General features: G+C 45.6%; 18 protein-coding genes and 1 tRNA gene. 8 read left to right on the forward strand and 11 right to left on the reverse strand.

The window, feature by feature from the left end; translation table 11 throughout:
* Positions 1 to 228: 228 nt before the first annotated feature.
* Positions 229 to 316 (reverse strand) — tRNA-Ser (locus DWV73_RS11365).
* A 258-nt stretch (positions 317 to 574) separates the two neighbouring features.
* Here DWV73_RS11365 and DWV73_RS11370 point away from each other — a divergent pair.
* Both DWV73_RS11370 and DWV73_RS11375 read left to right on the forward strand, forming a co-directional pair.
* Positions 575 to 1,507: a 2-dehydropantoate 2-reductase gene (locus DWV73_RS11370; protein ID WP_117796764.1), complete on the forward strand. Its 933-nt coding sequence runs from the start codon at positions 575 to 577 to the stop codon at positions 1,505 to 1,507.
* A complete protein-coding gene (locus tag DWV73_RS11375) occupies positions 1,489 to 2,412 on the forward strand; it encodes an AEC family transporter (RefSeq protein WP_117796765.1) in 924 nt (307 codons plus the stop codon). The genes DWV73_RS11370 and DWV73_RS11375 overlap by 19 nt, the downstream gene beginning before the upstream one ends.
* Positions 2,413 to 2,563: 151 nt before the next feature.
* Here DWV73_RS11375 and DWV73_RS11380 read toward each other — a convergent pair whose 3' ends face one another.
* From DWV73_RS11380 to DWV73_RS11395, 4 genes are all read right to left on the reverse strand, one after another.
* The gene (locus DWV73_RS11380) at positions 2,564 to 3,148 is read right to left on the reverse strand and encodes a Fe-S-containing hydro-lyase (protein WP_333491446.1); all 585 of its coding nucleotides are present in this window, start codon (positions 3,146 to 3,148) and stop codon (positions 2,564 to 2,566) included.
* A gap of 132 nt (positions 3,149 to 3,280) precedes the next feature.
* The gene (locus tag DWV73_RS11385) at positions 3,281 to 4,123 is read right to left on the reverse strand and encodes a fumarate hydratase (RefSeq protein WP_117796766.1); all 843 of its coding nucleotides are present in this window, start codon (positions 4,121 to 4,123) and stop codon (positions 3,281 to 3,283) included.
* A gap of 339 nt (positions 4,124 to 4,462) precedes the next feature.
* Positions 4,463 to 6,280, reverse strand: a complete 1,818-nt coding sequence (locus DWV73_RS11390; protein ID WP_242995807.1) for an aminopeptidase P family N-terminal domain-containing protein — start codon at positions 6,278 to 6,280, stop codon at positions 4,463 to 4,465.
* 127 nt (positions 6,281 to 6,407) lie between these two features.
* Positions 6,408 to 7,979, reverse strand: a complete 1,572-nt coding sequence (locus DWV73_RS11395; protein WP_107000965.1) for an AbgT family transporter — start codon at positions 7,977 to 7,979, stop codon at positions 6,408 to 6,410.
* A gap of 184 nt (positions 7,980 to 8,163) precedes the next feature.
* Here DWV73_RS11395 and DWV73_RS11400 point away from each other — a divergent pair, with 184 nt between their 5' ends.
* The gene (locus DWV73_RS11400; RefSeq protein WP_117796768.1) at positions 8,164 to 9,177 is read left to right on the forward strand and encodes a LacI family DNA-binding transcriptional regulator; all 1,014 of its coding nucleotides are present in this window, start codon (positions 8,164 to 8,166) and stop codon (positions 9,175 to 9,177) included.
* Positions 9,178 to 9,472: 295 nt separating this feature from the next.
* On the opposite strand, the gene gyrA is transcribed toward DWV73_RS11400, so the two are convergent.
* The 6 genes from gyrA to dnaA form a co-directional block, all read right to left on the reverse strand.
* Entirely contained in the window at positions 9,473 to 11,998 is a 2,526-nt protein-coding gene (gene gyrA / locus DWV73_RS11405; protein WP_117796769.1) for a DNA gyrase subunit A, read from the reverse strand.
* Positions 11,999 to 12,044: 46 nt separating this feature from the next.
* Positions 12,045 to 13,958, reverse strand: coding sequence for a DNA topoisomerase (ATP-hydrolyzing) subunit B (gyrB, locus tag DWV73_RS11410; RefSeq protein ID WP_117796770.1), 1,914 nt, complete (start codon positions 13,956 to 13,958; stop codon positions 12,045 to 12,047).
* Between the two features lie 22 nt (positions 13,959 to 13,980).
* Positions 13,981 to 15,090 (reverse strand): DNA replication/repair protein RecF, encoded by a 1,110-nt coding sequence (gene recF / locus DWV73_RS11415; protein ID WP_117796771.1) that lies wholly within the window; start codon positions 15,088 to 15,090, stop codon positions 13,981 to 13,983.
* A gap of 11 nt (positions 15,091 to 15,101) precedes the next feature.
* On the reverse strand, positions 15,102 to 15,308 hold the full coding sequence (locus DWV73_RS11420; protein ID WP_107000960.1) for an RNA-binding S4 domain-containing protein: 207 nt from the start codon (positions 15,306 to 15,308) through the stop codon (positions 15,102 to 15,104).
* A 60-nt stretch (positions 15,309 to 15,368) separates the two neighbouring features.
* Positions 15,369 to 16,487: a DNA polymerase III subunit beta gene (dnaN, locus tag DWV73_RS11425; RefSeq protein ID WP_117796772.1), complete on the reverse strand. Its 1,119-nt coding sequence runs from the start codon at positions 16,485 to 16,487 to the stop codon at positions 15,369 to 15,371.
* A gap of 285 nt (positions 16,488 to 16,772) precedes the next feature.
* A complete protein-coding gene (dnaA, locus tag DWV73_RS11435) occupies positions 16,773 to 18,143 on the reverse strand; it encodes a chromosomal replication initiator protein DnaA (protein WP_022358493.1) in 1,371 nt (456 codons plus the stop codon).
* A gap of 599 nt (positions 18,144 to 18,742) precedes the next feature.
* On the opposite strand from dnaA, the gene rpmH reads away from it, so the two are divergent.
* The 5 genes from rpmH (at position 18,743) to jag (ending at position 21,590) form a co-directional block, all read left to right on the forward strand.
* Positions 18,743 to 18,877 carry a 50S ribosomal protein L34 gene (gene rpmH / locus DWV73_RS11440; protein WP_087225913.1) on the forward strand — a complete coding sequence of 45 codons (135 nt, stop codon included), beginning with the start codon at positions 18,743 to 18,745 and terminating at the stop codon, positions 18,875 to 18,877.
* Between the two features lie 192 nt (positions 18,878 to 19,069).
* Positions 19,070 to 19,429 carry a ribonuclease P protein component gene (gene rnpA / locus DWV73_RS11445; protein ID WP_107000958.1) on the forward strand — a complete coding sequence of 120 codons (360 nt, stop codon included), beginning with the start codon at positions 19,070 to 19,072 and terminating at the stop codon, positions 19,427 to 19,429.
* Positions 19,425 to 19,634 carry a membrane protein insertion efficiency factor YidD gene (yidD, locus tag DWV73_RS11450; protein ID WP_333489800.1) on the forward strand — a complete coding sequence of 70 codons (210 nt, stop codon included), beginning with the start codon at positions 19,425 to 19,427 and terminating at the stop codon, positions 19,632 to 19,634. The genes rnpA and yidD overlap by 5 nt, the downstream gene beginning before the upstream one ends.
* A gap of 19 nt (positions 19,635 to 19,653) precedes the next feature.
* A complete protein-coding gene (locus tag DWV73_RS11455; RefSeq protein WP_333489788.1) occupies positions 19,654 to 20,907 on the forward strand; it encodes a YidC/Oxa1 family membrane protein insertase in 1,254 nt (417 codons plus the stop codon).
* Positions 20,908 to 20,921: 14 nt separating this feature from the next.
* Positions 20,922 to 21,590 (forward strand): RNA-binding cell elongation regulator Jag/EloR, encoded by a 669-nt coding sequence (gene jag, locus DWV73_RS11460; RefSeq protein ID WP_117796774.1) that lies wholly within the window; start codon positions 20,922 to 20,924, stop codon positions 21,588 to 21,590.
* Positions 21,591 to 21,772: the final 182 nt, after the last annotated feature.

Here is a 21,772-nt window from a genome sequence, read left to right on the forward strand (position 1 = left end):
ATTTTCAGGGTTTTACATACTGTTCAGTTTTCAAGGTTCTTTGTTGTCTCAGCGACAGCTCATATATTCTATCATAAGCATTCTTGCTTGTCAACAACTTTTTTAATTTATTTTTTGTTTTTCTTTTTCAAAAGCGCCGTTTCTTCAACAGCTCAGCTAGTTTATCACGAAAACTCATCAGTGTCAAGCACTTTTTTTATTTTTTCTAGCCTTTTTTAAAAAAAGAAACGGAGAAAGAGGGATTTGAACCCTCGCGCCGGTTGCCCGACCTACACCCTTAGCAGGGGCGCCTCTTCGGCCTCTTGAGTATTTCTCCGCAGTAATAAAAAAAATATTTAATTGCATCTTAACGCATTTCTTTGTCAGACGCGTATCTCATTGTATCAAAGAAAATTTAAAATGTCAAGCAAATTCATCCAAGTTTTTTCTTTTTTTTTATTTCCTTTAAACCACCATTTTTCAATATATTTTATGATATGATACTATAAGCACTTAGCGAGATGTTTTGGCGGATTGCAGGAGTGCACCGCATCGCACGAAGCAATCCAGATTAGGATTCAGAAAGGAGTTTTTTATGAATTTAAAATATATGATCCTGGGAGCCGGCGGTACTGGTGGAATTCTTGGCTCTGCTCTTACAAAAGCCGGAAAGGATGTTACATTCATTGCCCGTGGTTCCAACCTTGATGCTATGCGTAATAACGGTCTCATCATTCGTCATCTCTGGGATCAGACGGAAGAACATCTGGAGGTTCGTGCATTATCCATGGAAGAATCCTGTGCTCTTTCCCTGGCTCCGGAGGTTATCTTTATATGCGTAAAAGAATATTCCCTTGATTCCGTTCTTCCTTTTATCCGACAGACCGCTGGTCCCCGCACAATTATTATTCCCATCTTAAATATATATGGAACCGGTGCCAGGGTGCAGAAAGAATTACCGGATTGTACCGTTCTGGATGGATGCATCTATGTTTCTGCATCCTTAGAACATCCCGGTGTTCTGGTTCAGCACGGTCCTATCTTAAGGGTTGTCTTCGGTTCCAGGAATCCTTCCTATATTTCTCCGATTTTATCAGCCATTCAATCAGATCTTTGCGAAAGCGGTATCGATGGAGTTTTATCCACCCATATCCAAAGGGATGCTTTGGAGAAATTTTCCTATGTCTCCCCTATCGGAGCTGCCGGAGTCTACCTTCATGCCGTAGCCGGAGATTTTCAAAAGGAAGGAGCTGCCCGTGAATTATTTAAATCCATGATTCGTGAGATCAGTACCCTGGCTGCTGCCATGGGATATCCCTTTGAAAAAGACTATGTAAAAATAAATCTGGAAATTCTTTCTAACTTATCTGCCGATGCCACTACTTCCATGCAGCGTGACATAATGGAAGGAAAACCATCGGAACTGGACGGACTTGTCATGGAGCCCCTCCGACTTGCAAAAAAATATTCTGTCTCTATGCCCTGTTATGAGGAGGTAGCAAACGCATTATGTCCATTGGAATTTTAGTTGGTAAAATTGCGGCATTATTTATCGTCATGTTTTTAGGCTTTGTTTTGGTAAAGACTGGCATTTGCCGCTCAGATGACAGCCGCATTCTCTCACGCCTGTCTGTCTATATCGTAGTCCCCTGTTCGATTTTATCTGCTTTTCAGGTCAGCTGCAGCCCTTCCATCCTAAATGGGCTTCTTTTGGCGGTGGCTGCTGCTGTATTGATCCATCTCATCCTGATTGTTCTTTTTTACTTTATAGGACCTCTTCTTCATCTTAACGGAGTTGAAAAAGCCTCTATCATCTACTCTAATGCAGGAAATCTTGTTATACCACTTGTTTCCTCTATTCTAGGACCAGACTGGGTTATTTATTCCAGCGCCTACGTCTCTGTACAGCTTTTTCTTCTCTGGAGTCATGGAAAAATGATGATCTGTGAAGAAAAGAAGCCTGATTTTAAAAAAATCATAACAAATACAAATATGATTGCCATTTTATTCGGTATTTTTCTATTCTTGGCACAGATTTCACTTCCCGGTCCAGTGGACAGCGCTGTCCGCTCCCTGGGAAGCATGATTGGTCCTTTGGCCATGCTGATCTCAGGAATGCTGATTGCCGGAACCACGCCCCAGGAAATTCTGACTTTTCCCCATATTGGACTTGTCACGATTCTGCGGCTCATCGGTGTACCGCTTTTGACAATTTTACTTCTTAAATTCAGCGACCTTGCTTCTTTTGCTGAGAATGGTTCACAAATTCTGCTTGTCACCCTGTTAGCCACAATCACCCCATCCGCCTCCACAATCACGCAGATGGCTCAGGTATATGGAAAAGATGCCCGCTATGCTGGTGCCATTAACGTAATTACCACTCTATTCTGTATGATAACCATGCCAATCATGGTTTATCTCTATCAATTATAACTTTATTCGTAGCTGTTCACAGTTACCTTTATTCTTCACGACAAAGAGGTTATTTGCCAAACAGCAAATAACCTCTCTTCATAAAACTCTAACATGCATCTGCATTCTTGCTGCGGGATGGGAGTTATCTCACATCTGATATCTTATTGTCCTATCTCTGATATTCCTTTACTGCGGTCTCGTAAAGATTGTTTCCTTCGGAATCAATTACCACGATCATAGGCATATTTTCTACCGTCAATTTTCGGATCGCCTCTGTTCCCAGATCATCGTATGCAATCACTTCCGATTCCTTAATGCACTTTGAAAGAATTGCTCCGGCTCCGCCCACTGCCGCAAAATAAACGGCACCATTGCGAACGATGGCATCGATGACTGCCTGGCTTCTCTTTCCTTTTCCGATCATGGCTCCCATGCCGAGATCCAGAAGTCTCGGAGTATATTTATCCATACGGCTGGCTGTGGTTGGACCTGCAGAACCAATCGGACGGCCCTCTCTGGCCGGTGACGGTCCCATATAATAAATTACATTATCTTTCAGATCAAGTGGAAGTTCTCTTCCTTCATCCAGCGTCTCTATCATGCGCTTATGAGCTGCATCACGTGCCGTATAGATGGTTCCGCTTATATATACATAATCACCTGCATGCAGGCTTTTTAATGTCTCCCTGTCAATTGGAGCTGTGATTGTTCTATCCATATTTTCCTCCAAATCTATCTTATGTACTCTCGGTATCTTTTTGTGCAGGAAAAACTCCGAGAGTACATTCTTTATACTATCAAATGATGTTTGGGTCACAAGAGATTTTTCCCCTTTTGATACCGGATTGCTATGTGCTTCGCACTTCCGCAATCCTAAAAATATTCATCAAATCACTCTGTGCGCATGACGATTTACATGACAGCAGATATTGATGCCTACCGGCAGCCCTGCAATATGGGTCGGGTAGGTTTCAATATTGACAGCCAGGGCGGTTGTCCGTCCGCCTAATCCGCCAGGACCGATCCCAAGGTTATTGATCTTTTCAAGCATTTCTTTTTCCAGATCACGCACATACTCAACCGGTGATTCCTCTTCCAGATTTCTGGTCAGCGCGTGCTTCGCCATCTCTGCACACTTTTCAAAGGTTCCACCGATTCCAACGCCTACTACCATCGGAGGACAGGCATTCGGTCCCGCATCCCGCACCGCTGTCAGAATAGTATCCTTGACTCCTTCAATTCCATCTGCCGGTTTCAGCATGAACACACGGCTCATATTTTCACTTCCAAATCCCTTCGGAGCCACCGTGATCTCTACCTGCTCACCCTCTACGATCTCATAATGAATGATAGCCGGTGTATTATCCTTCGTATTCTCACGGTAAATCGGATCCTTAACCACGGATTTACGGAGATATCCGTCTACATATCCCTGGCGCACGCCCTCATTGATAGCATCAGTCAGAGAACCGCCGATCAGATGTACATCCTGTCCTACCTTGATAAACACAACTGCCATTCCGGTATCCTGGCAGATCGGAATCATCTCCTCACCAGCGATACATAAGTTTTCTTCCAGCTGGCCTAAAATCTGACGTCCCAATGGAGATTCTTCACTCGCTGCCGCCTCATCAAACACCTTTTTCATATCCGGTGACAGAAAATGGTTGGCCTCAATGCACATTTCTTTGATATTCTGTGTAATGGTTTCAACATTGATTCTTCTCATTTGAAAACTACCCTTCTTCCATGAAATTTTTATCTGCCCCTGCTGACAGAACCGCATCTCTTAATCATTAATGACTCTTATATCATCATAATAGAAATTAAATAATCTTGCAATCATTTCTGAATAGATGTAATAAAAATACCCCCTGAATAGATTTTGATCTCATGCGCAGTGATTCTGATAGGAATATGCCAGCTTTGCTGACCAGAATCACGCGCCAAGTCTCACGGACGTTCTACTTATCTATTCAGGAGGTATTATATTGTTACAGTTCAGCCATGACATCTTCTTGTTTCCATATTCATTCAAACCAGCGCATGGCTAAACTGTAACATCATATTATCTTGAAATTTCTCTTGTTACGTGTTTTAACCACTCTTTTTCTTCGTCATTCATATACGGAGAAATGGTTTCGTATACGTCTTTATGGTATGTATTTAAGCGCTCGATATCCGCGTCATCCATGAAACGTGTATCCAGTGCCTCTAAGTCAATCGGCGCCTTGGTCAGGAATTCGAACTTCAGGAACTGTCCGTACTCATTTTTCTCATCCTCGACACATAAGATCAGGTTCTCTGTTCTGGTTCCGAAATCGCCAGCAAAGTACAGACCCGGCTCATCGGAGCAGATCATGCCCGGCTCAATCACAGCACTGTCCTGACGCTCCGGAACAACCTTCCAGCGCAGTCCGTTCGGTCTCTCATGTACGTTAGAAAGATATCCAACACCATGTCCGGTACCATGTGCAAAATCAAGACCACGTTTCCAGAATGCTTCACGGATGGTGTAGTCTAAGTTGATTCCCCGGCAGCCGTGAAGGAACTTCATGGTTGATACCTTCAGCATAGCGGCTGCTACGATTGTGTAGTACTCTTTTTCCTTCTCGGTCAGAGGTCCTAATGCATAGGTTCTTGTGATATCAGTAGTTCCCTCTAAATACTGTCCGCCGGAATCTACCAGCAGAAGACCTTCCGGTTTTAATTTCTTGCATACCTCATCGCTTGGATGATAATGGCACATTGCTGCATTTTCCTTGTAAGCGGCAATGGTTACGAAACTTGGCTCGATATAGTTGCCCTGCTCTGCTCGCAGTTCTTCAATTTTATGAGCCGCTGTCATCTCTGTCATATCGCAGGTTCCGATGGTATGCTTCAGCCAGTACATAAACTTGGTAACAGCAATGCCATCTTTTAAATGGGCCCTACGCATATTTTCGATCTCGGTCGCATTCTTAACAGCCTTCATGGTCGCACAAGGATTCATCTCGTCTATAATACGGCAGGAAGCATCAATGCTCTCGCATACAGCAAAGCTTGCTTTCTTGCGTTCCAGAAGAATCTTCTCATTCTTCAGGGCTGCCACATCCTGTAAGAATTCCGCATACTCTTTTACCTGAACCTTTGCCTCAGCTAAAGCCGCACAAACCTCTTTTCCCATCTTAGTATCTTCTTTGATGGCTTCTTTCTGTACGTATAAATAAGCTTCATCCTGTGTAATAAGTGCATAGGACAGAAATACCGGGTTATTTACAATATCGTTTCCACGGAGATTGAATAACCATGCGATTTCATCCAGGGCCGTCATCAGATGAATCTGTGCTTTATTTTTCTTCATGGCATCACGAAGATCAGAAAGTTTCTCTACGGTACTCTTTCCGGCATATTTTACATCCAGGCTCCAGATAGGCTCGCAGGACATAGCCGGACGGGAAGTCCAGATCTCACCTACCAGATCCTTGCTGCAGTTGATTGTTACATTTTTTTCCTGCAGTAAGTTCTGAAGACCATACCCCAGCTCAGAGTTTACAACACGGCCGTCAAATCCAAGGCATCCATCAACCGGAAGCTCCTCCTCTAAAAACTCGTCCAGAGTCGGAAATTCAGATTCACCCATGCGGTATAATTTGATCTCACTGCCTGAAAGCTGCTCTTCTGCCTGTACAAAGTATCTTCCGTCTGTCCAGAGTCCGGCTTTGTCCATAGTGATAACAGCCGTTCCAGCGGTTCCGTTGAAACCGGTCAGGAAGTGACGGCATTTAAAGAATTCGCCTACATACTCAGATTCATGAAAATCCGCAGTCGGAACCAGGTATGCATCGATTCCCAGTTCTTTCATGCGATCTCTTAATTGTCCAATTTTTATATTTGTCTGGTTCATTATTTCCTCCTTCATGCAATTTTTTTGAAAAAATATGTACTCCTGGAATGTCTATGCATTCCGCATAAAACATTCCCAGAGTACATCTTATTCTAGTTATTTAAATTATCGTAACAATTCAGCCCCATTAGCCAAGAAACATTCCAACGCCCGGTCCTAACGGAAGGTTAAGTACGATCCATAATACTAACAGGATACTCCATCCAATCAGGAAGCAGATACTGTACGGAAGCATGGTGGAAACCAGGGTTCCGATACCAGCCTCTTTATCGTATTTCTTCATGAATACGATAATCATTGCGAAATAGGACATCATCGGAGTGATAACGTTTGTACAGGAGTCACCGATACGGTAAGCAACCTGAGCGAACTCCGGTGTGTAACCTAACAGCATGAACATCGGTACGAATACCGGCGCGATCAGAGCCCATTTTGCAGATGCAGAACCCATGAACAGGTTGATGAATGCTGCAAAAAGAACGAATAAGATCATGGTCGGGATAGTTCCAATACCAGAGTTTCTAAAGAACTCAGCTCCCTTTAATGCAAGGATCGTTCCTAATTTGGTATAACCAAAGAAGTTAATAAACTGTGCTGCCACAAAGGTCAGAGCGATGTAGGAGCTCATGGTTCCCATGGCACGTCCCATTGCGTTGCAGACATCCTTCTCTCCGTGATATACACCAGTCATATGACCATATACAACAGACGGTACGAAGAAAAGTACAGTGATAATTGGGATGATGCCCTCCATGAACGGGGAGTTTCCTAACAGTGTTCCGTCCTCAGCTCTCATAACAGAGTTAGCCGGGAGACAGAAAGCTACCAGAACCAGAATCATAACCAGTAAGGTTAAACCAGCTACTTTCAGAGCTTTTCTTTCCTGGTCGTTTAATTTATACTCAGAGCTTGTTTCATTCTCTTCCCCATTGCCGTGATACTCACCAAAACGCGGTGCAACGACTTTCTCAGTGATGATAGTACCTAAGATTGTGATCAGGAAGGTAGACACCATCATGAAGTACCAGTTTCCGGTCGGCTCAACTACATAAGTCGGGTCTACCATCTTTACAGCCTCGTTGGTAATACCGCAAAGAAGCGGATCCAGAGTACCGATTAATAAGTTTGCAGAGAAACCACCGGATACACCTGCAAATGCTGCAGCCATACCAACTACCGGATGACGATTGTATGCCATGAACATCAGTGCTGCGATCGGAATCAGAACGATGTATCCAACTGCATCGGCCAGGTTGGACATAACGCCTAAGAATACGATCATCGGAGTGATTAACTTAGCCGGAGTAACCTCTACAGCAGACTTTAATGCGCCGCCGATTAAACCACTGTCCTCCAGAAGTCCGATACCAAACATAGCTACCAGGACAACTCCCAAAGGAGCGAATCCTGTAAAGTTAGTGATTGCATGTGTCAGCATGTACACAAGCCCCTCACCATTCAAAAGGCTGACAGCCTGAACCGTCTGAGTCTCTACGACTCCCTTAGAACGGTTAACCAGTTCACCTGTTGCCGAAACTCCAGCCATCTCACAGACAGCAGAAAGAACGATAACAAAGAGAACTAAAATTGCAAAAATAGAAATCGGATGCGGAAGTTTATTTCCGACTTTCTCAATTCCGTTCAGCCAGCGGTTTAATAACGAAGGCTTATCTTTTGCTTGTTCGTTTGCTTTTCCCATTTTTTCCTCCATTCCAAGCTTATACGTATAAGTGAATTTTGTATTGTTAGAATATCACAAAAGGATCGGCATTTCAATTATTTTTTTAGCAATATTAAATTATTGTGTATTTTAGTGAATTTCTATAGACATTTTTAGAGAAATTTAATAAACTGTAAAAGTGTTATAAGGAGTCTACAAAATTATGAAAAAAAATGTTACTGCAAAAGACATCGCAAAACTCTGCGGAGTCTCTCAGGCGACTGTATCTTATGTGATCAATAATCGCCAGAATCAGAAGATCAGTGAGGAAACCAGACGCAAGGTTTTAGATGCCGTTGAAACACTTCACTACTATCCCAATGCTTCCGCCAAAAGCATGCGGACCAAAAACTGCACGTCCATCGGAATTGTATGTGCAAAGGATTACAGCCGCCAGGCTTTCTTAAATGCTTTTACCGGAATCAGCCAGTACCTGTCCCAGATCGACTATACCATCACGATTTTCAATGAAATGGATGATATAGATTCTTCTCCGGATTATGTCAAAAGCTATTATTCCAACGTGATCGATGGACTCATTTTTATTTCCAACGATGATCACGCTGCTTTTACAAAACCGGCCGATGAAAATCATATTCCCTATGTGGTTATCTGTATGGACGGGGTTTTCTCAAAAAAAACGCCGTTCCCCCATGCATTTGAATATGCCCTGCAGGAATGTGCCTCCTTCTGTCTGGAAAAGGAAATCCGCGAAGTGCGGTATTTTTCCATCAGCAATGACGGTCTTTTAGTTAATAATAAATATCCGCTTTTTGAATCCCTGCTTCGCCGGACGGCACCGAACTGCCATCTGGAGCACGTGATCTGCCCTATCAAGGATCGTGATCTGATTCATCTGCAGCAATTTTTAGCTAAATACATGGAAAACCGCAGTTTTGATCTTGCCATTTCTCAAAACTACGACATTGGACTGCTGCTGCAGCGTGAAATATTAAAAACAGGCTTTTCCATCCCTCAGAGAATTCGCCATATCTTCCTGAACGAGGTGAATTTCTATGAAATGGACTATCCTTCTATCAGCGGCATTGATATTCCCTACGATCAAATGGGCGAGTATGCTGCCAAACTTCTTCTTGCTATGATCGAAAACCGTGAATCTGAATTTACCTACCAGGAATTCAGGTGCCGACTCATTCAGAGAGAAACGACGCTGTGACGCTGTTAAAATACTGCGCCTTATAAAGATCAAAAAGAGAACACCCGCTAATTCCAGTTTATGAATTGCCGGATGTTCTCTTTTTTATGATTTTCTTTTCAAGGATCAAGGATATCTGATCTTTTTTACTTTTTATTCGTTACAGTTCAGCCATGACATCTTCTTGTTTCCATATTCATGAAAACAAGAAGCATGGTGGGTCCACCATATGCTGATTTGGATGAAAAAGTGCTTATGCAAGCAAGCTTGCAACACACTTTCTCATTCAAACCAGCGCATGGCTGAACTGTAACTTTTATTCTTCCGTATTCTCAGATTCGGTTTCTTCTCCGTCCTGTTCCTCCAGAAATTCGTCTTCTTCATCCTCATCCTTGTCGCTCTCCCGCACCTTGGCGATGCTTGCAACTGCTATGCCGGATTCAGCATCAATACTCATCAGCTTCACACCGGAGGTATTGCGTCCGATAATCGAGATGTCGCTGACTGCCATCTTGATGATGATGCCTTCATTGGTAATCAGCATGATCTTGCGCTCATTATCTACCAGCTTTGCACCCACCAAATCACCGGTTTTGTCGATGATCTTATAGCAGCGCACGCCCTTGCCGCCTCGGTTCTGGGCTGTAAATTCATCAATCGGAGTGCGTTTTCCATAACCATTTTCCGATACCACCAGCAGGCATTCTCCCTGGCTGGCCATCTGCATACCGATGACTTCATCGCCTTCATCAAACTTCATGCCGATAACCCCCATGGAAACACGGCCTGTTACGCGGACATCGGTCTCATGGAATCGGATACACATACCTTTCTTTGTGATCAGGAAAATATCTTCGGTATTATCGGTAGCCTTAACTTCGATCAATTCATCGTCATCACGAAGTACAATCGCCTGAAGACCGTTCTTGCGGACATTGCTGTATTCCTTCATCGGAGTCTTCTTAACCATACCATTGCGGGTTGCCATGAAGAGATATTTCTCATCATCGATCTCCTTCATAGGAACGATGGATGTGATCTTCTCGCCTGGCATCAGCGGAAGCAGATTCACGATGGCAGTACCTCTGGCAGTGCGTCCTGCCTCCGGAATCTCGTATCCCTTCAGACGGTATACGCGTCCCTTGTTGGTAAAGAACATCACATAATGATGGGTTGTGGTCATCAGCAGATCTTCGATATAATCTTCCTCAATAGTCTGCATGCCCTTGATTCCCTTGCCTCCGCGGTTCTGGCTCTTGAAATTATCGCTGGACATTCTCTTAATATAGCCAAAATTGGTCATGGTCACAACGATATCGTCATCCGGGATCAAATCCTCCGCAGACATATCGTATTCATCATATCCGATGGCGGTACGGCGGTCATCTCCGTATTTATCAGCGATGAGGGAGATCTCCTCCTTGATAACACACAGAAGTTTCTTCTCATCTGCCAGAATCGCTTTCAACTCTGCAATCTTTGCCTCCAGCTCTTTATATTCATTTTCCAGTTTCTCGCGTTCCAGACCGGTCAGAGCACGCAGACGCATATCTACGATGGCCTGTGCCTGTGCATCCGAAAGATCAAAACGCTCCATTAACTGAGCTTTCGCCGCCTGAACATTGGCAGAACCGCGGATGATCTTAATAACCTCATCGATATGATCCAGTGCCTTTAAAAGACCTTCCAAAATATGGGCTCTCTCTTCTGCCTTGTTCAGATCATATTTGGTTCTTCTGGTTACCACATCCTCCTGGTGCTTTAAGTAATATTCCAGGATCTGCTGCAGATTTAAGATACGCGGCTCATTATTAACCAGCGCCAGCATAATCACACCAAAGGTGTCCTGCAGCTGTGTATGCTTCAGCAGACGGTTCATGATGACATTGGCATTCACATCACGGCGCAGTTCAATGCAGATCCGAAGTCCCTCACGGTTGGATTCATCACGCAGATCCGTGATTCCATCAAGCTTTTTATCCTTTACAAGCTCTGCGATCTTTTCGATCAAACGAGCCTTATTCACTGCATAAGGAAGCTCTGTCACGATGATACGGCTCTTGCCATTTGCCATGGCCTCGATATTGTATACAGCCCGTACACGGATCTTGCCGCGTCCGGTTCTGTACGCTTCTTCGATGCCTGCTTTTCCAAGGATGGTTGCTCCTGTCGGGAAATCAGGTCCCTTTACGATCTCCATCAGTTCTTCGATGGTAGTCGGGCGGTCTTCCTCCACCCGGTTGTCTATGATCTTGACAACGGCAGCAATTACCTCACGCAGGTTGTGAGGCGGAATATTCGTTGCCATACCAACGGCGATACCGGTGCCGCCATTTACCAGAATATTGGGAAAACGAGCCGGAAGAACCGTCGGTTCTTTCTCAGTCTCATCAAAGTTCGGCATAAAATCAACGGTATTCTTGCCGATATCTGCCAGCATCTCCATGGAAATACGGCTCAGTCTCGCCTCGGTATATCGCATCGCTGCGGCACCATCACCGTCCATGGAACCGAAGTTTCCATGTCCATCTACAAGCGGGTAACGGGTAGCCCATTTCTGAGCCATATTAACCAATGCGCCGTAAATGGAGCTGTCGCCGTGCGGGTGGTATTTACCCATTGTATCACCGACGATACGGGCTGACTTACGGTGGGGCTTATCCGGCCCGTTATTCAGCTCGACCATGGAATACAGAACACGTCTCTGTACCGGCTTTAAGCCATCCCGCACATCCGGAAGTGCACGGGCAGCAATAACGCTCATCGCATAATCGATGTAAGACGTTTCCATTGTCTTTTTCAGATCAATGTCATGAATTTTGTCAAATATATTTGGTTCCATCTATACTCCTTTCGTCCTCAAAAGGATTTAAGTGACTTAAATTTAATTAAATATCCAGGTTCTTTACGTACTTCGCATTTGCCTCGATAAACTCACGGCGCGGCTCAACCTGATCCCCCATCAGGGTAGCAAATGTCAGATCAACCTCCGAAGCAGTCTCACTGTCGATCTGGACACGGAGAAGAATTCGGCGCTCCGGATCCATAGTCGTCTCCCAAAGCTGTTCCGCGTCCATCTCACCCAGACCTTTATAACGCTGGATCTTATTGTTGTTGTCACGCCCAATCTCAGTCAGAATCGAATTCAGCTCATCATCGCTGTATGCATACCAGACACGCTTATTCTTCTCGATCTTATAAAGCGGCGGCTGTGCCAGATATACATGTCCTTCCCGGATCAAATCCGGCATAAAACGATACAGGAACGTCAGAAGCAGGGTACTGATATGTGCACCATCCACATCGGCATCGGTCATGATAATGATCTTGTTGTAACGAAGTTTTGAAATATCAAAATCTTCATGAATACCGGTACCAAATGCCGTGATCATCGCACGGATCTCCGCATTGCCGTAAATTCGATCAAGTCTTGCTTTTTCTACGTTTAAGATCTTGCCTCGAAGAGGCAGGATAGCCTGATTGGATTTATTTCTCGCCTCTTTGGCGGAACCGCCCGCGGAATCTCCCTCTACGATGTAGATCTCGCAGTTTTCCGGATTCTTATCGGAACAGTCGGCTAACTTTCCTGGAAGCGCCATGCCATCGAGCGCTGATTTACGTCTCGTCATCTCGCGGGCCTTGCGGGCTGCGTCGCGGGCTCTCTTGGCAAGAATCGATTTCTCACAGATGATCTTGGCAACCGCCGGATTCTGCTCTAAGAAATACGTCAGCTGCTCGCTCACGATCGCATCAACCGCCGCGCGGGCCTCGCTGTTGCCGAGTTTCTGCTTCGTCTGTCCCTCAAACTGAGGCTCCTCGATCTTGACGCTGATGATGGCTGTAATGCCCTCGCGGATATCCTCGCCGCTGAGCGCCGGTTCATTTTCCTTGAGAAGCTTATTTTTCTTTGCATAATCGTTAAAAGTCTTCGTCAGCGCGCTCTTGAAACCAGCCAGATGCGTACCGCCCTCCGGGGTATTGATATTGTTGACGAATGTGTAGATATTTTCCGTGTAGGAATCGTTATGCTGCATCGCCACCTCGACAAATACCTTGTCCTTGATGCCCTCGCAGTAAATAACCGGCTCATAGAGCTTCTCATTGCTCCGGTTCAAGTAGGTGACAAATTCCTTGATACCGCCCTCGTAATGGAAAGTCTTCTCATGCTTTACCTCGCGGTCATCACGCAGCGTGATCCGGAGGTTTTTCGTCAGGAATGCCGTCTCACGCAGGCGTACTTTTAACGTATCATAGTCGTAGACCGTTTCCTCGAAAATCTCCTTATCCGGCAGGAATACAACCCGTGTGCCGTGCTTATCCGGAGCACACTCACCGACTACTTTCAGCGGATACATGGTTTTGCCCCGCTCATAGCGCTGCTTATATACCTTTCCATCCCGGCAGATCTCAACCTCCAGCCACTCGGAAAGAGCGTTTACAACCGATGCACCTACACCGTGAAGTCCGCCTGATACCTTATATCCGCCACCGCCGAACTTGCCGCCTGCATGCAGGATCGTAAATACAACCTCAACGGCCGGAAGTCCGGCTTTTTTCTGAATATCAACCGGAATGCCACGACCGTCATCCTGTACCGTGATGGAATTGTCCGCATTGATCTGCACCTCGATGTGACTGCAGAATCCGGCTAATGCCTCATCTACGGAGTTGTCAACTATCTCATACACCAGGTGATGGAGGCCTCTTACAGATGTGCTGCCTATATACATACCAGGACGCTTTCTGACCGCCTCCAATCCCTCCAATATCTGTATTTGATCTGCACTGTATTCTGAACCCATAGTTCCTCCTTCACTTGCTGTTTTATGTCTGACTAGTTGTCTTGTTTGGACGTTCACAGGTGACCGTCCCGCTCACGACCCGAAAGGTCTTATCTATCTGGAAGCTGTGGCTGATAAAATCATCCAAGCCTGTACAGGTAATGATCGTCTGTATATGACGGATGCTGGCGAGCAGATGATCCTGCCGTTTCCCATCTAACTCCGACAAAACATCGTCGAGAAGCAGGATCGGATACTCCTTTTTGATCTTTTTAACCAGCTCAATCTCCGCCAGTTTGAGCGATAATGCCGCCGTCCTCTGCTGTCCCTGTGAACCGAAGCGCCGGATGTCAATTCCGTTGACATAGAAACTTAAGTCATCCCGGTGTGGTCCGACCAGCGTCGTCTTCTGCTTCCGGTCCGCCTCGCGGCTCTTTTTGACTGCCGCTTCCAACTGATCTGCCTCCGTGTTCGGCTCATACTGGATGACGAGTTCTTCCTTTCCACCCGACAATTTCTGATGGATCGGACGGATCAATTCGTTTAATTCACCGATAAATTCCCGCCGGTACTGGCTCACCTCCCGCCCATAGGAAGCAAGCTGCATATCCCATATATCCAGCATCTCCTCGTACTCGGGATGGAAAAACAGCTCCTTTAAGAGCTTATTTCTCTGTATCACCACCCGGTTGTACTGCACCAGCGAATGTACGTAGAGCCGGTTTAACTGGCATAATTCCAGATCAATAAAACGGCGCCGATCCGCCGGTCCGTTCTTAATGAGATTCAGATCTTCCGGCGAAAAAAACACCACGTTAACAATGCCGAAAAGCTCGCTCGCCCGCCGGATCGGGATCCCGTTGACCGCCACGCCCTTCGTCTTATTTTTCTTTAGATGCATGTCAATCCGGTACGGCACATCGTCCTTGCGAAGCTGCATCTTGATGTGGGACTCGTCCTCTCCGAATTCGATGATCTCCCTGTCCTTGCTGCCGCGGTGGGACTTGGTCGTCGCACACACGTAGACCGCTTCAAGAATATTGGTTTTACCCTGCGCGTTGTCCCCGTAGAGAACATTCGTCCCCGGATCAAAATCCATATGTAATTCCCCGTAATTGCGGTAATTTTTGAGTTCGATCGATTCGATAAACATGAAACCATCCTTTATTTGGTGATTGTTACGGTCTCTCCGTCATACTCGACTTTGTCCCCGTCGTAAAGCTTCTTGCCGCGCTGCATCTCCACCGCGCCATTGACCTTCACAAGCCCGTCCTGAATCGCAAATTTAGCATCCACGCCGGACTCTACCAGACCGGCTGCCTTAAGCGCCTGACCCAGTTTTATAAATTCATCTCTCAGTTTTATCTCCATCTTATTTCAGATCCTTTCTGTCACTGTCTGCCTGCACCTGCCATGTCAAAAAATGGCAGGTTAGATCGCTGCCGCATTGAAATTGACCGGCAGGATCAGATAGATGTAAGTCTCCTCCTCGTCCCGGATAAAGCACGGGGATTTCGGATTCATCATGTACAGAGTCACTTCCTCATCATCGATGATTCGCAGCGCATCACCCAAAAACTTCGGGTTGAAGCCGATCATCAGGTCTTTTCCAAACTTGGTAATCGCCAGACGTGCATCCATCGTACCGAAGGCGGAATGCATCTTTAATTCCATTTCTTCATCGGTAAAGTTTAAGATCAAAGGTTTCTTATCATTTTCACGGTCGAGAATGCTCGCACGGTCGATCGCATCCATGAAATCACGGCGGTTCAAGGTAACTTTCGTCTCATAATCGGAGGAAAGCATCTGATTGATCCGGAAATACTCGCCCTCAATCAGGCGGGATAACACGATCGTGTCGTCAAATTCAAACATGATGTGGTTGGTGCTGAAGAAAATCTGTACCTCAGAGTCGTTGTCACCGTTTAAGATCTTGCTGATCTCACCTAAAGTCTTGCCAGGAACGATGACTTTTATATCATCGTACTGTTCTTTTAATGCAACTTTGCGGATCGACATGCGGTGTCCGTCGAGGGAAACGAGCTTAAGTTCATTGCCGGTGACCTCCATCAGCTCACCGGTCATCATCTTGTTGCTGTCGTTCGGCGAGATCGAGAAGATCGTCTGGCGGATGATCTCTTTTAAGGTAAACTGGGAAAGTGTGATGAATTTATCCCGCTCAATGTGGGGAATATAGGAAAATTCATCGCCGTCCTTGCCCTGAATCTGGAAAATAGCCTTGTCACAGGTGATCGTCGTGTTGTATTTTTCATCCGATTCGATCGTGATCGTAGAATTTTCGCCGGAGAGCTTGCGGATAATATCGGAAAAAAGCTTGGCATCAAGAGCGATTTTTCCACGTTCCAGGATCGTTCCTTCGACCTTCGTCTCAATTCCCAGCTCCATATCGTTGCCGGTCAGTTTGATCTCATCCGAAACAGCATCGATCAGGATGCATTCGAGAATCGGCATGGTGGTTTTGGAAGGAACGGCCTTCAGAACAATGTTGATGCCGTTCATTAAATGATCTTTTTCAAATGAAAGCTTCATGTTTGTTGATAACTCCTTTGCTAAAAATAACGTGGAACGGAAAGAAAAGATATATATAAATTCCGTCGCAATCGTAGTAGGGGCTGTGAATATGTGGAATTCTCCGGACAGCCCCGAAAATACAGGGGTTCAGACTCCTTTTGAATGGTTAAAAAGGCTGTGTAAAACTGTCCGGAACCGGCTGGATAACTTTTGAATTATCCACAACCCTGAAATGGAGCAAAATGTGGGAAAAGTTATCCACAGGTTTTCAACCACTTTTCCACGCGAAATTGTGGAAGAAACCTACTGTGGGCTGATCTTTTTCATTAAGATTTCCACTGTATTGCGAAGCGATTCGTTTTTCTCCATATCGGCAGCGATCTTGTCGTGACCGTGGATGATCGTCGTGTGATCCCGACCGCCTAAATATTTGCCGATATTCTGCAGGGAAGTTCCGAGCATCGAACGGCAGATATACATCACGATCTGGCGCGGGAATACGATCTCCTTGTTGCGCTTCTGGGAGGAAATGTCAAGCGGAGTGATACCGAAATGATCAGCAACGACCTGGATGATCAGCTCTGGGGTCACTTCTTTCTCCGCGTTCGGGGAAATGAGATCCTTGAGCGCTTCCTCCGCCAGCTCCGTCGTGATCTCCTTGTTATTTAACTTGGAAAGGGCGACGATCTTGGTGAGGGCGCCCTCGAGTTCGCGGATGTTGGACTTGACGTTGGTGGCGATGTACTTGATCACTTCATTATCTATATTGTAGCCCTCGAGTTCCTCTTTTTTGCGGAGGATCGCCATACGGGTTTCATAATCCGGCGACTGGATATCGACGGTCAAGCCCCATTCGAAACGGGAACGAAGCCGTTCTTCCAGCGTCTCGATCTCTTTCGGCGGTTTATCTGAGGAGATAATGATCTGTTTTTTCGCTTCATAGAGTGCGTTGAAGGTATGGAAAAATTCTTCCTGTGTCGATTCCTTACCGATAATAAACTGGATATCATCGATGAGGAGGACGTCGTTGTTTCTGTATTTTTCACGGAACTCCGTGGTGGAAATATTGTTTTTGTTCCGGATCGCATCGATCAGTTCGTTCGTAAACTTCTCACTTGTAACGTAGAGAACCTTCGCTTTTGGATTGTTTTTTAAGATAAAATGTCCGATCGAGTGCATAAGATGCGTTTTTCCCAGACCTACACCCCCGTAAATGAAGAGAGGGTTGTAGATCTCACCCGGAGATTCTGCCACGGCGAGGGAAGCGGCGTGCGCTAAGTTATTGTTCGCGCCGACGACGAAGGTGTCGAATGTGTAGCGCGGATTTAAGTTCGCATCCTGGATGAGCTGGCGGCTGACCTCGGACGGGCGGTTGATCAGATGGCTTTTGTCCGTCTCTTTTTGCGGCTCATCGACCTGTTCGATGGTGACAAAATCGACCTCACACTCGATTCCGGTTAGTTCTTCGATGGTAATCTGGATCAAAAGTCCGTATTTTTTTTTGATATAGCCGAGAAACTGCACATCCGGAACCAGGATCTGAAGGGTGCCGTCTTTCATGGAATAAGGCTGCGTCGGAAGCAGCCATGTTTTGAAAGAAACGTCCGTCAGTTCGTGTTCTTCTTTAATATGGAGGAGAATTTCATCCCATTTTTCCTTAATTTTCTCTATCATACTGTGTCTCCTAAACGTAAAAAGCAGCCAAAACTGCAAAATAACCCAATCTAAGTTCTATTCTACATGATTTGTCCACATTTTTCAATAAAAACCCGCAATGTGAATAAGTGAAATTCAGTTATCCACGTGGAAAAAACGCCGAAAAATAAGGCTTTTTGGTGAATGGGTGTGAACAATCAGAAGCTTATCCAGATCGTATTCCACGGCTTTTCCACAAGTTATCCCCAAAATGTGGATAAGTGGAGGATAAGCTGTGAATAGGTGGCGGGAATGCTGATAAAATAAGGATTTTTTTATCCACAAAATGGAAACGTCCCGGTGTGTATACTGTATACAATAAGGTGCCTCGACAGCAATCGACGATCGATCTGTGGGGACGCAGGATCGAAATGGTGGAAAAACCACAGAAATTCCTTGTTCTATGGGGATTAAAAAGATCAAAATAGTGGTTGACGAATGCGGAATTCTTCTATATAATGGAGAAGATGTTTAATTACAATAGTCTAACTATGTTGAGAAGAATGCGGATTTCGGCGTGAGCCGGAGGAAGCGTGGATTTCTCTTACTATATTATGGATGAGGAGGTGTATGCAGACATGAAGATGACATTTCAGCCGAAGAAAAGACAGAGAGCAAAAGTTCATGGATTCCGTGCGAGAATGAGCAGCGCAGGTGGAAGAAAAGTTCTGGCTGCCAGAAGAGCAAAAGGTAGAGCAAAATTATCTGCTTAATGAACGAGGCCGCAATCGAGTTATAGATTGTGGCCTTTCTTAATATTCATAGAAAAAGTTCTAAGAATATTAAGAAAAGCTCTGCGATGCACACTCGCTGCAGGGGAAAATGATTGCTAATGCAATCGCACCTCGGTGCGTGAATCCGGCAAGCCGGATTCTATTTTATATTATTTATCATTGGTGATTTTAATGAAGCGTTTTAATTCAATTAAGAAGAACAGCGAATTTCAAAAGGTTTACAAGACAGGGAAATCCTATGCCAATAAGCTTCTGGTTATGTACGTGAAGCGGGTGGATGACGGGAAGGAGCCTCGGATCGGTATCTCCGTCAGCAAAAAGGTTGGAAACAGCGTGGTCCGCCATCACGTGACAAGGTTGGTACGGGAGAGCTATCGGTTAAATAAGGACAGAGTCAGACTCGGATTAGACATCGTAGTCGTTGCCAGACCGGCAGCGAAAGAAGCAGACTTCAAAAAAATTGAGAGTGCATACCTGCACTTATGCGGACTGCATAACATTCTGGAGAATCGAAGTGAGAATATTGATTAAGAAGATCTTGATAAAGATGATTCGGGGATATCAGCTCTATATTTCCCCTATGACAGGACCTCACTGCAAGTACACGCCGACGTGCTCGGAGTACGCCATCCAGGCACTTAAAAAGTACGGCGCTGTAAAAGGTATGATTTTGGCATGTAAGCGGATTCTTCGCTGTAATCCATTTGCAGAAGGCGGTTATGATCCAGTTCCGTAAAGGATGAGGAGGTAGTTCATTGGACGTTAGCGTTTTAGTTGCGACAAAGGCAGGTTCGATCATGGGACCGATCGCCAGCGTGTTTGGTTATATCATGGACTTTTTATTCCGGATTACCAGCAGCATGGGGATCATGAATATCGGTCTGTGTATCATCCTGTTTACCATTATCACAAAGTTACTGTTATTTCCTCTGACGATCAAACAGCAGGAATCGTCAAAACTTATGTCGCTTATGAACCCTGAAATCAAGGCGGTTCAGAATAGGTATAAGGGAAAAACCGATCAGGCATCGATGGCTAAACAACAGGTCGAGATGCAGGCAGTTTATGAGAAATATGGCTCGAATCCGATGGCAGGATGTCTGCCGATGGCGATTCAGCTTCCGATTATCTTCGCTTTGTACCGGGTTATCTACAACATTCCGGCATACGTACCGTCAGTACGTGTCTTTTTTGACAACGTAGCGAACCCGCTGATGGAGCAGCCGGATTACGTCAACAAGATTTCCGAGCTGGCAAGCGGTGTCGGCATGGCGGTGGACAAGGTAGACTACACCGTGGCAAACAAAGTCGTAGATATGTTATATAAGTTGACACCGGCTGGATGGGATACGCTGGAAAGTTTATTCCCGCAGATCTCTTCGACGATCGCAGAAAATGCGGGCAAGATTGAGCAGATGAACTATTTCTTCGGCATCAATCTGGCAACTCCGCCGTTTACCGGTTTTAACCACATCACGATCGCATGGATCATCCCGATCCTCGCAGGTCTGACCCAGTGGCTCTCCACCAAGCTGATTTCCAATTTACAGCAGGTGGATCAGGACGCGCCGGGCGCGAGCATGATGAACAGCATGATGATCACGATGCCGCTGATGTCCGTATTCTTCTGTTTCTCCCTGCCGTCCGCGATCGGTATCTACTGGGTCGTTCAGGGTGCATTCCAGCTCGTTCAGCAGCTGATCGTAAATGCACATATGAACAAGATCGATGTCGATGATCTGATCCGCCGCAACGTGGAGAAGATGAACAAGAAGAGAGCGAGAAAAGGTCTGCCGCCGGCCAATGTCAGCGAGAAGGCAAGCGTGAATTTAAAGGCGCTTCAGGCACGCGAGGATGCGGAAAGCAAGGCGAAAGAGGACAAGATCTCCCGCAATAAAAAGCAGATGGAGGCGTCTGAAGCATTTTACAATTCCGATCCGAAGCCGGGCAGTCTGGCTTCCAAGGCCAAGATGGTGCAGAAGTACAACGATAAGCACGCGAAAAAATAGAAGGAGGGCGCAGGATGGATATGATTACGGTTACCGCTAAGACAGTCGATGAGGCAGTAACAAAGGCACTGATTGAACTGGAAACCACCAGTGATAAATTAGAGTACGAAGTGGTCGAAAAAGGAAGCGCCGGATTTCTGGGGATCGGCGCGAAACCGGCGATCATCCGTGCTAAGAAGAAAGAGACGCTCGAGGATCGTGCGATCGACTTTTTAAGCCAGGTATTTGATGCGATGAACTTAGATGTGAAGATCGCAGCGGCTTTCAATGAGGAAGAGTGCGAGATGAACATCGACCTCTCCGGCGAGGATATGGGTATTTTGATCGGTAAGAGAGGTCAGACCCTGGATTCTCTCCAGTATCTGGTCAGCCTGGTTGTCAACAAGAAGAGCGAGAATTACGTCCGCGTGAAGCTCGATACCGAGAATTACCGCGAGAGACGGAAAGAGACGCTTGAGACACTGGCAAAGAACATTGCTTACAAGGTAAAGAGAACGAAACGTTCCGTATCTTTGGAGCCGATGAACCCGTATGAGAGACGGATCATTCATGCAGCGCTGCAGAATGACAAGTATGTCACCACCCGCAGCGAGGGCGAGGATCCGTTCCGGCATGTGATTATTTCGCTGAAGCGTGAGGGCAGACGCGAGAGAAGTGACGGGTATGTGAGATATGAGAAGTAAATAAGTGTGACGAAGAAGGTCTGGAGGTATCTAGACCTTCTTTTTTGTGGGGGATCGAGCGCGAGAGGTTTATCGTGAAAACATGAAAAAAGAAATAAATATTAGACTAGATTTGTAAATAAAGATGGGAAAATGCTTCCATATGGTATAGAATAAGAAGATAAAAAGCAAGGAAGGATTTA

This window comes from Clostridium sp. AF12-41, assembly GCF_003461685.1.
Classification (GTDB): Bacteria; Bacillota; Clostridia; order Lachnospirales; family Lachnospiraceae; genus Otoolea; species Otoolea fessa.

Bases quoted from the DNA above. Each gene is read 5' to 3' on its own strand.
- gyrA (WP_117796769.1), bottom strand. From the start codon at position 11,998: ATGGAACCAAATATATTTGACAAAATTCATGACATTGATCTGAAAAAG.
- DWV73_RS11395 (WP_107000965.1), bottom strand. From the start codon at position 7,979: ATGGGAAAAGCAAACGAACAAGCAAAAGATAAGCCTTCGTTATTAAAC.
- rnpA (WP_107000958.1), top strand. From the start codon at position 19,070: ATGAAGCGTTTTAATTCAATTAAGAAGAACAGCGAATTTCAAAAGGTT.
- gyrB (WP_117796770.1), bottom strand. From the start codon at position 13,958: ATGGGTTCAGAATACAGTGCAGATCAAATACAGATATTGGAGGGATTG.
- jag (WP_117796774.1), top strand. From the start codon at position 20,922: ATGGATATGATTACGGTTACCGCTAAGACAGTCGATGAGGCAGTAACA.
- DWV73_RS11420 (WP_107000960.1), bottom strand. From the start codon at position 15,308: ATGGAGATAAAACTGAGAGATGAATTTATAAAACTGGGTCAGGCGCTT.
- DWV73_RS11370 (WP_117796764.1), top strand. From the start codon at position 575: ATGAATTTAAAATATATGATCCTGGGAGCCGGCGGTACTGGTGGAATT.
- dnaA (WP_022358493.1), bottom strand. From the start codon at position 18,143: ATGATAGAGAAAATTAAGGAAAAATGGGATGAAATTCTCCTCCATATT.
- DWV73_RS11375 (WP_117796765.1), top strand. From the start codon at position 1,489: ATGTCCATTGGAATTTTAGTTGGTAAAATTGCGGCATTATTTATCGTC.
- DWV73_RS11400 (WP_117796768.1), top strand. From the start codon at position 8,164: ATGAAAAAAAATGTTACTGCAAAAGACATCGCAAAACTCTGCGGAGTC.
- rpmH (WP_087225913.1), top strand. From the start codon at position 18,743: ATGAAGATGACATTTCAGCCGAAGAAAAGACAGAGAGCAAAAGTTCAT.
- dnaN (WP_117796772.1), bottom strand. From the start codon at position 16,487: ATGAAGCTTTCATTTGAAAAAGATCATTTAATGAACGGCATCAACATT.
- DWV73_RS11385 (WP_117796766.1), bottom strand. From the start codon at position 4,123: ATGAGAAGAATCAATGTTGAAACCATTACACAGAATATCAAAGAAATG.
- DWV73_RS11390 (WP_242995807.1), bottom strand. From the start codon at position 6,280: ATGAACCAGACAAATATAAAAATTGGACAATTAAGAGATCGCATGAAA.
- recF (WP_117796771.1), bottom strand. From the start codon at position 15,090: ATGTTTATCGAATCGATCGAACTCAAAAATTACCGCAATTACGGGGAA.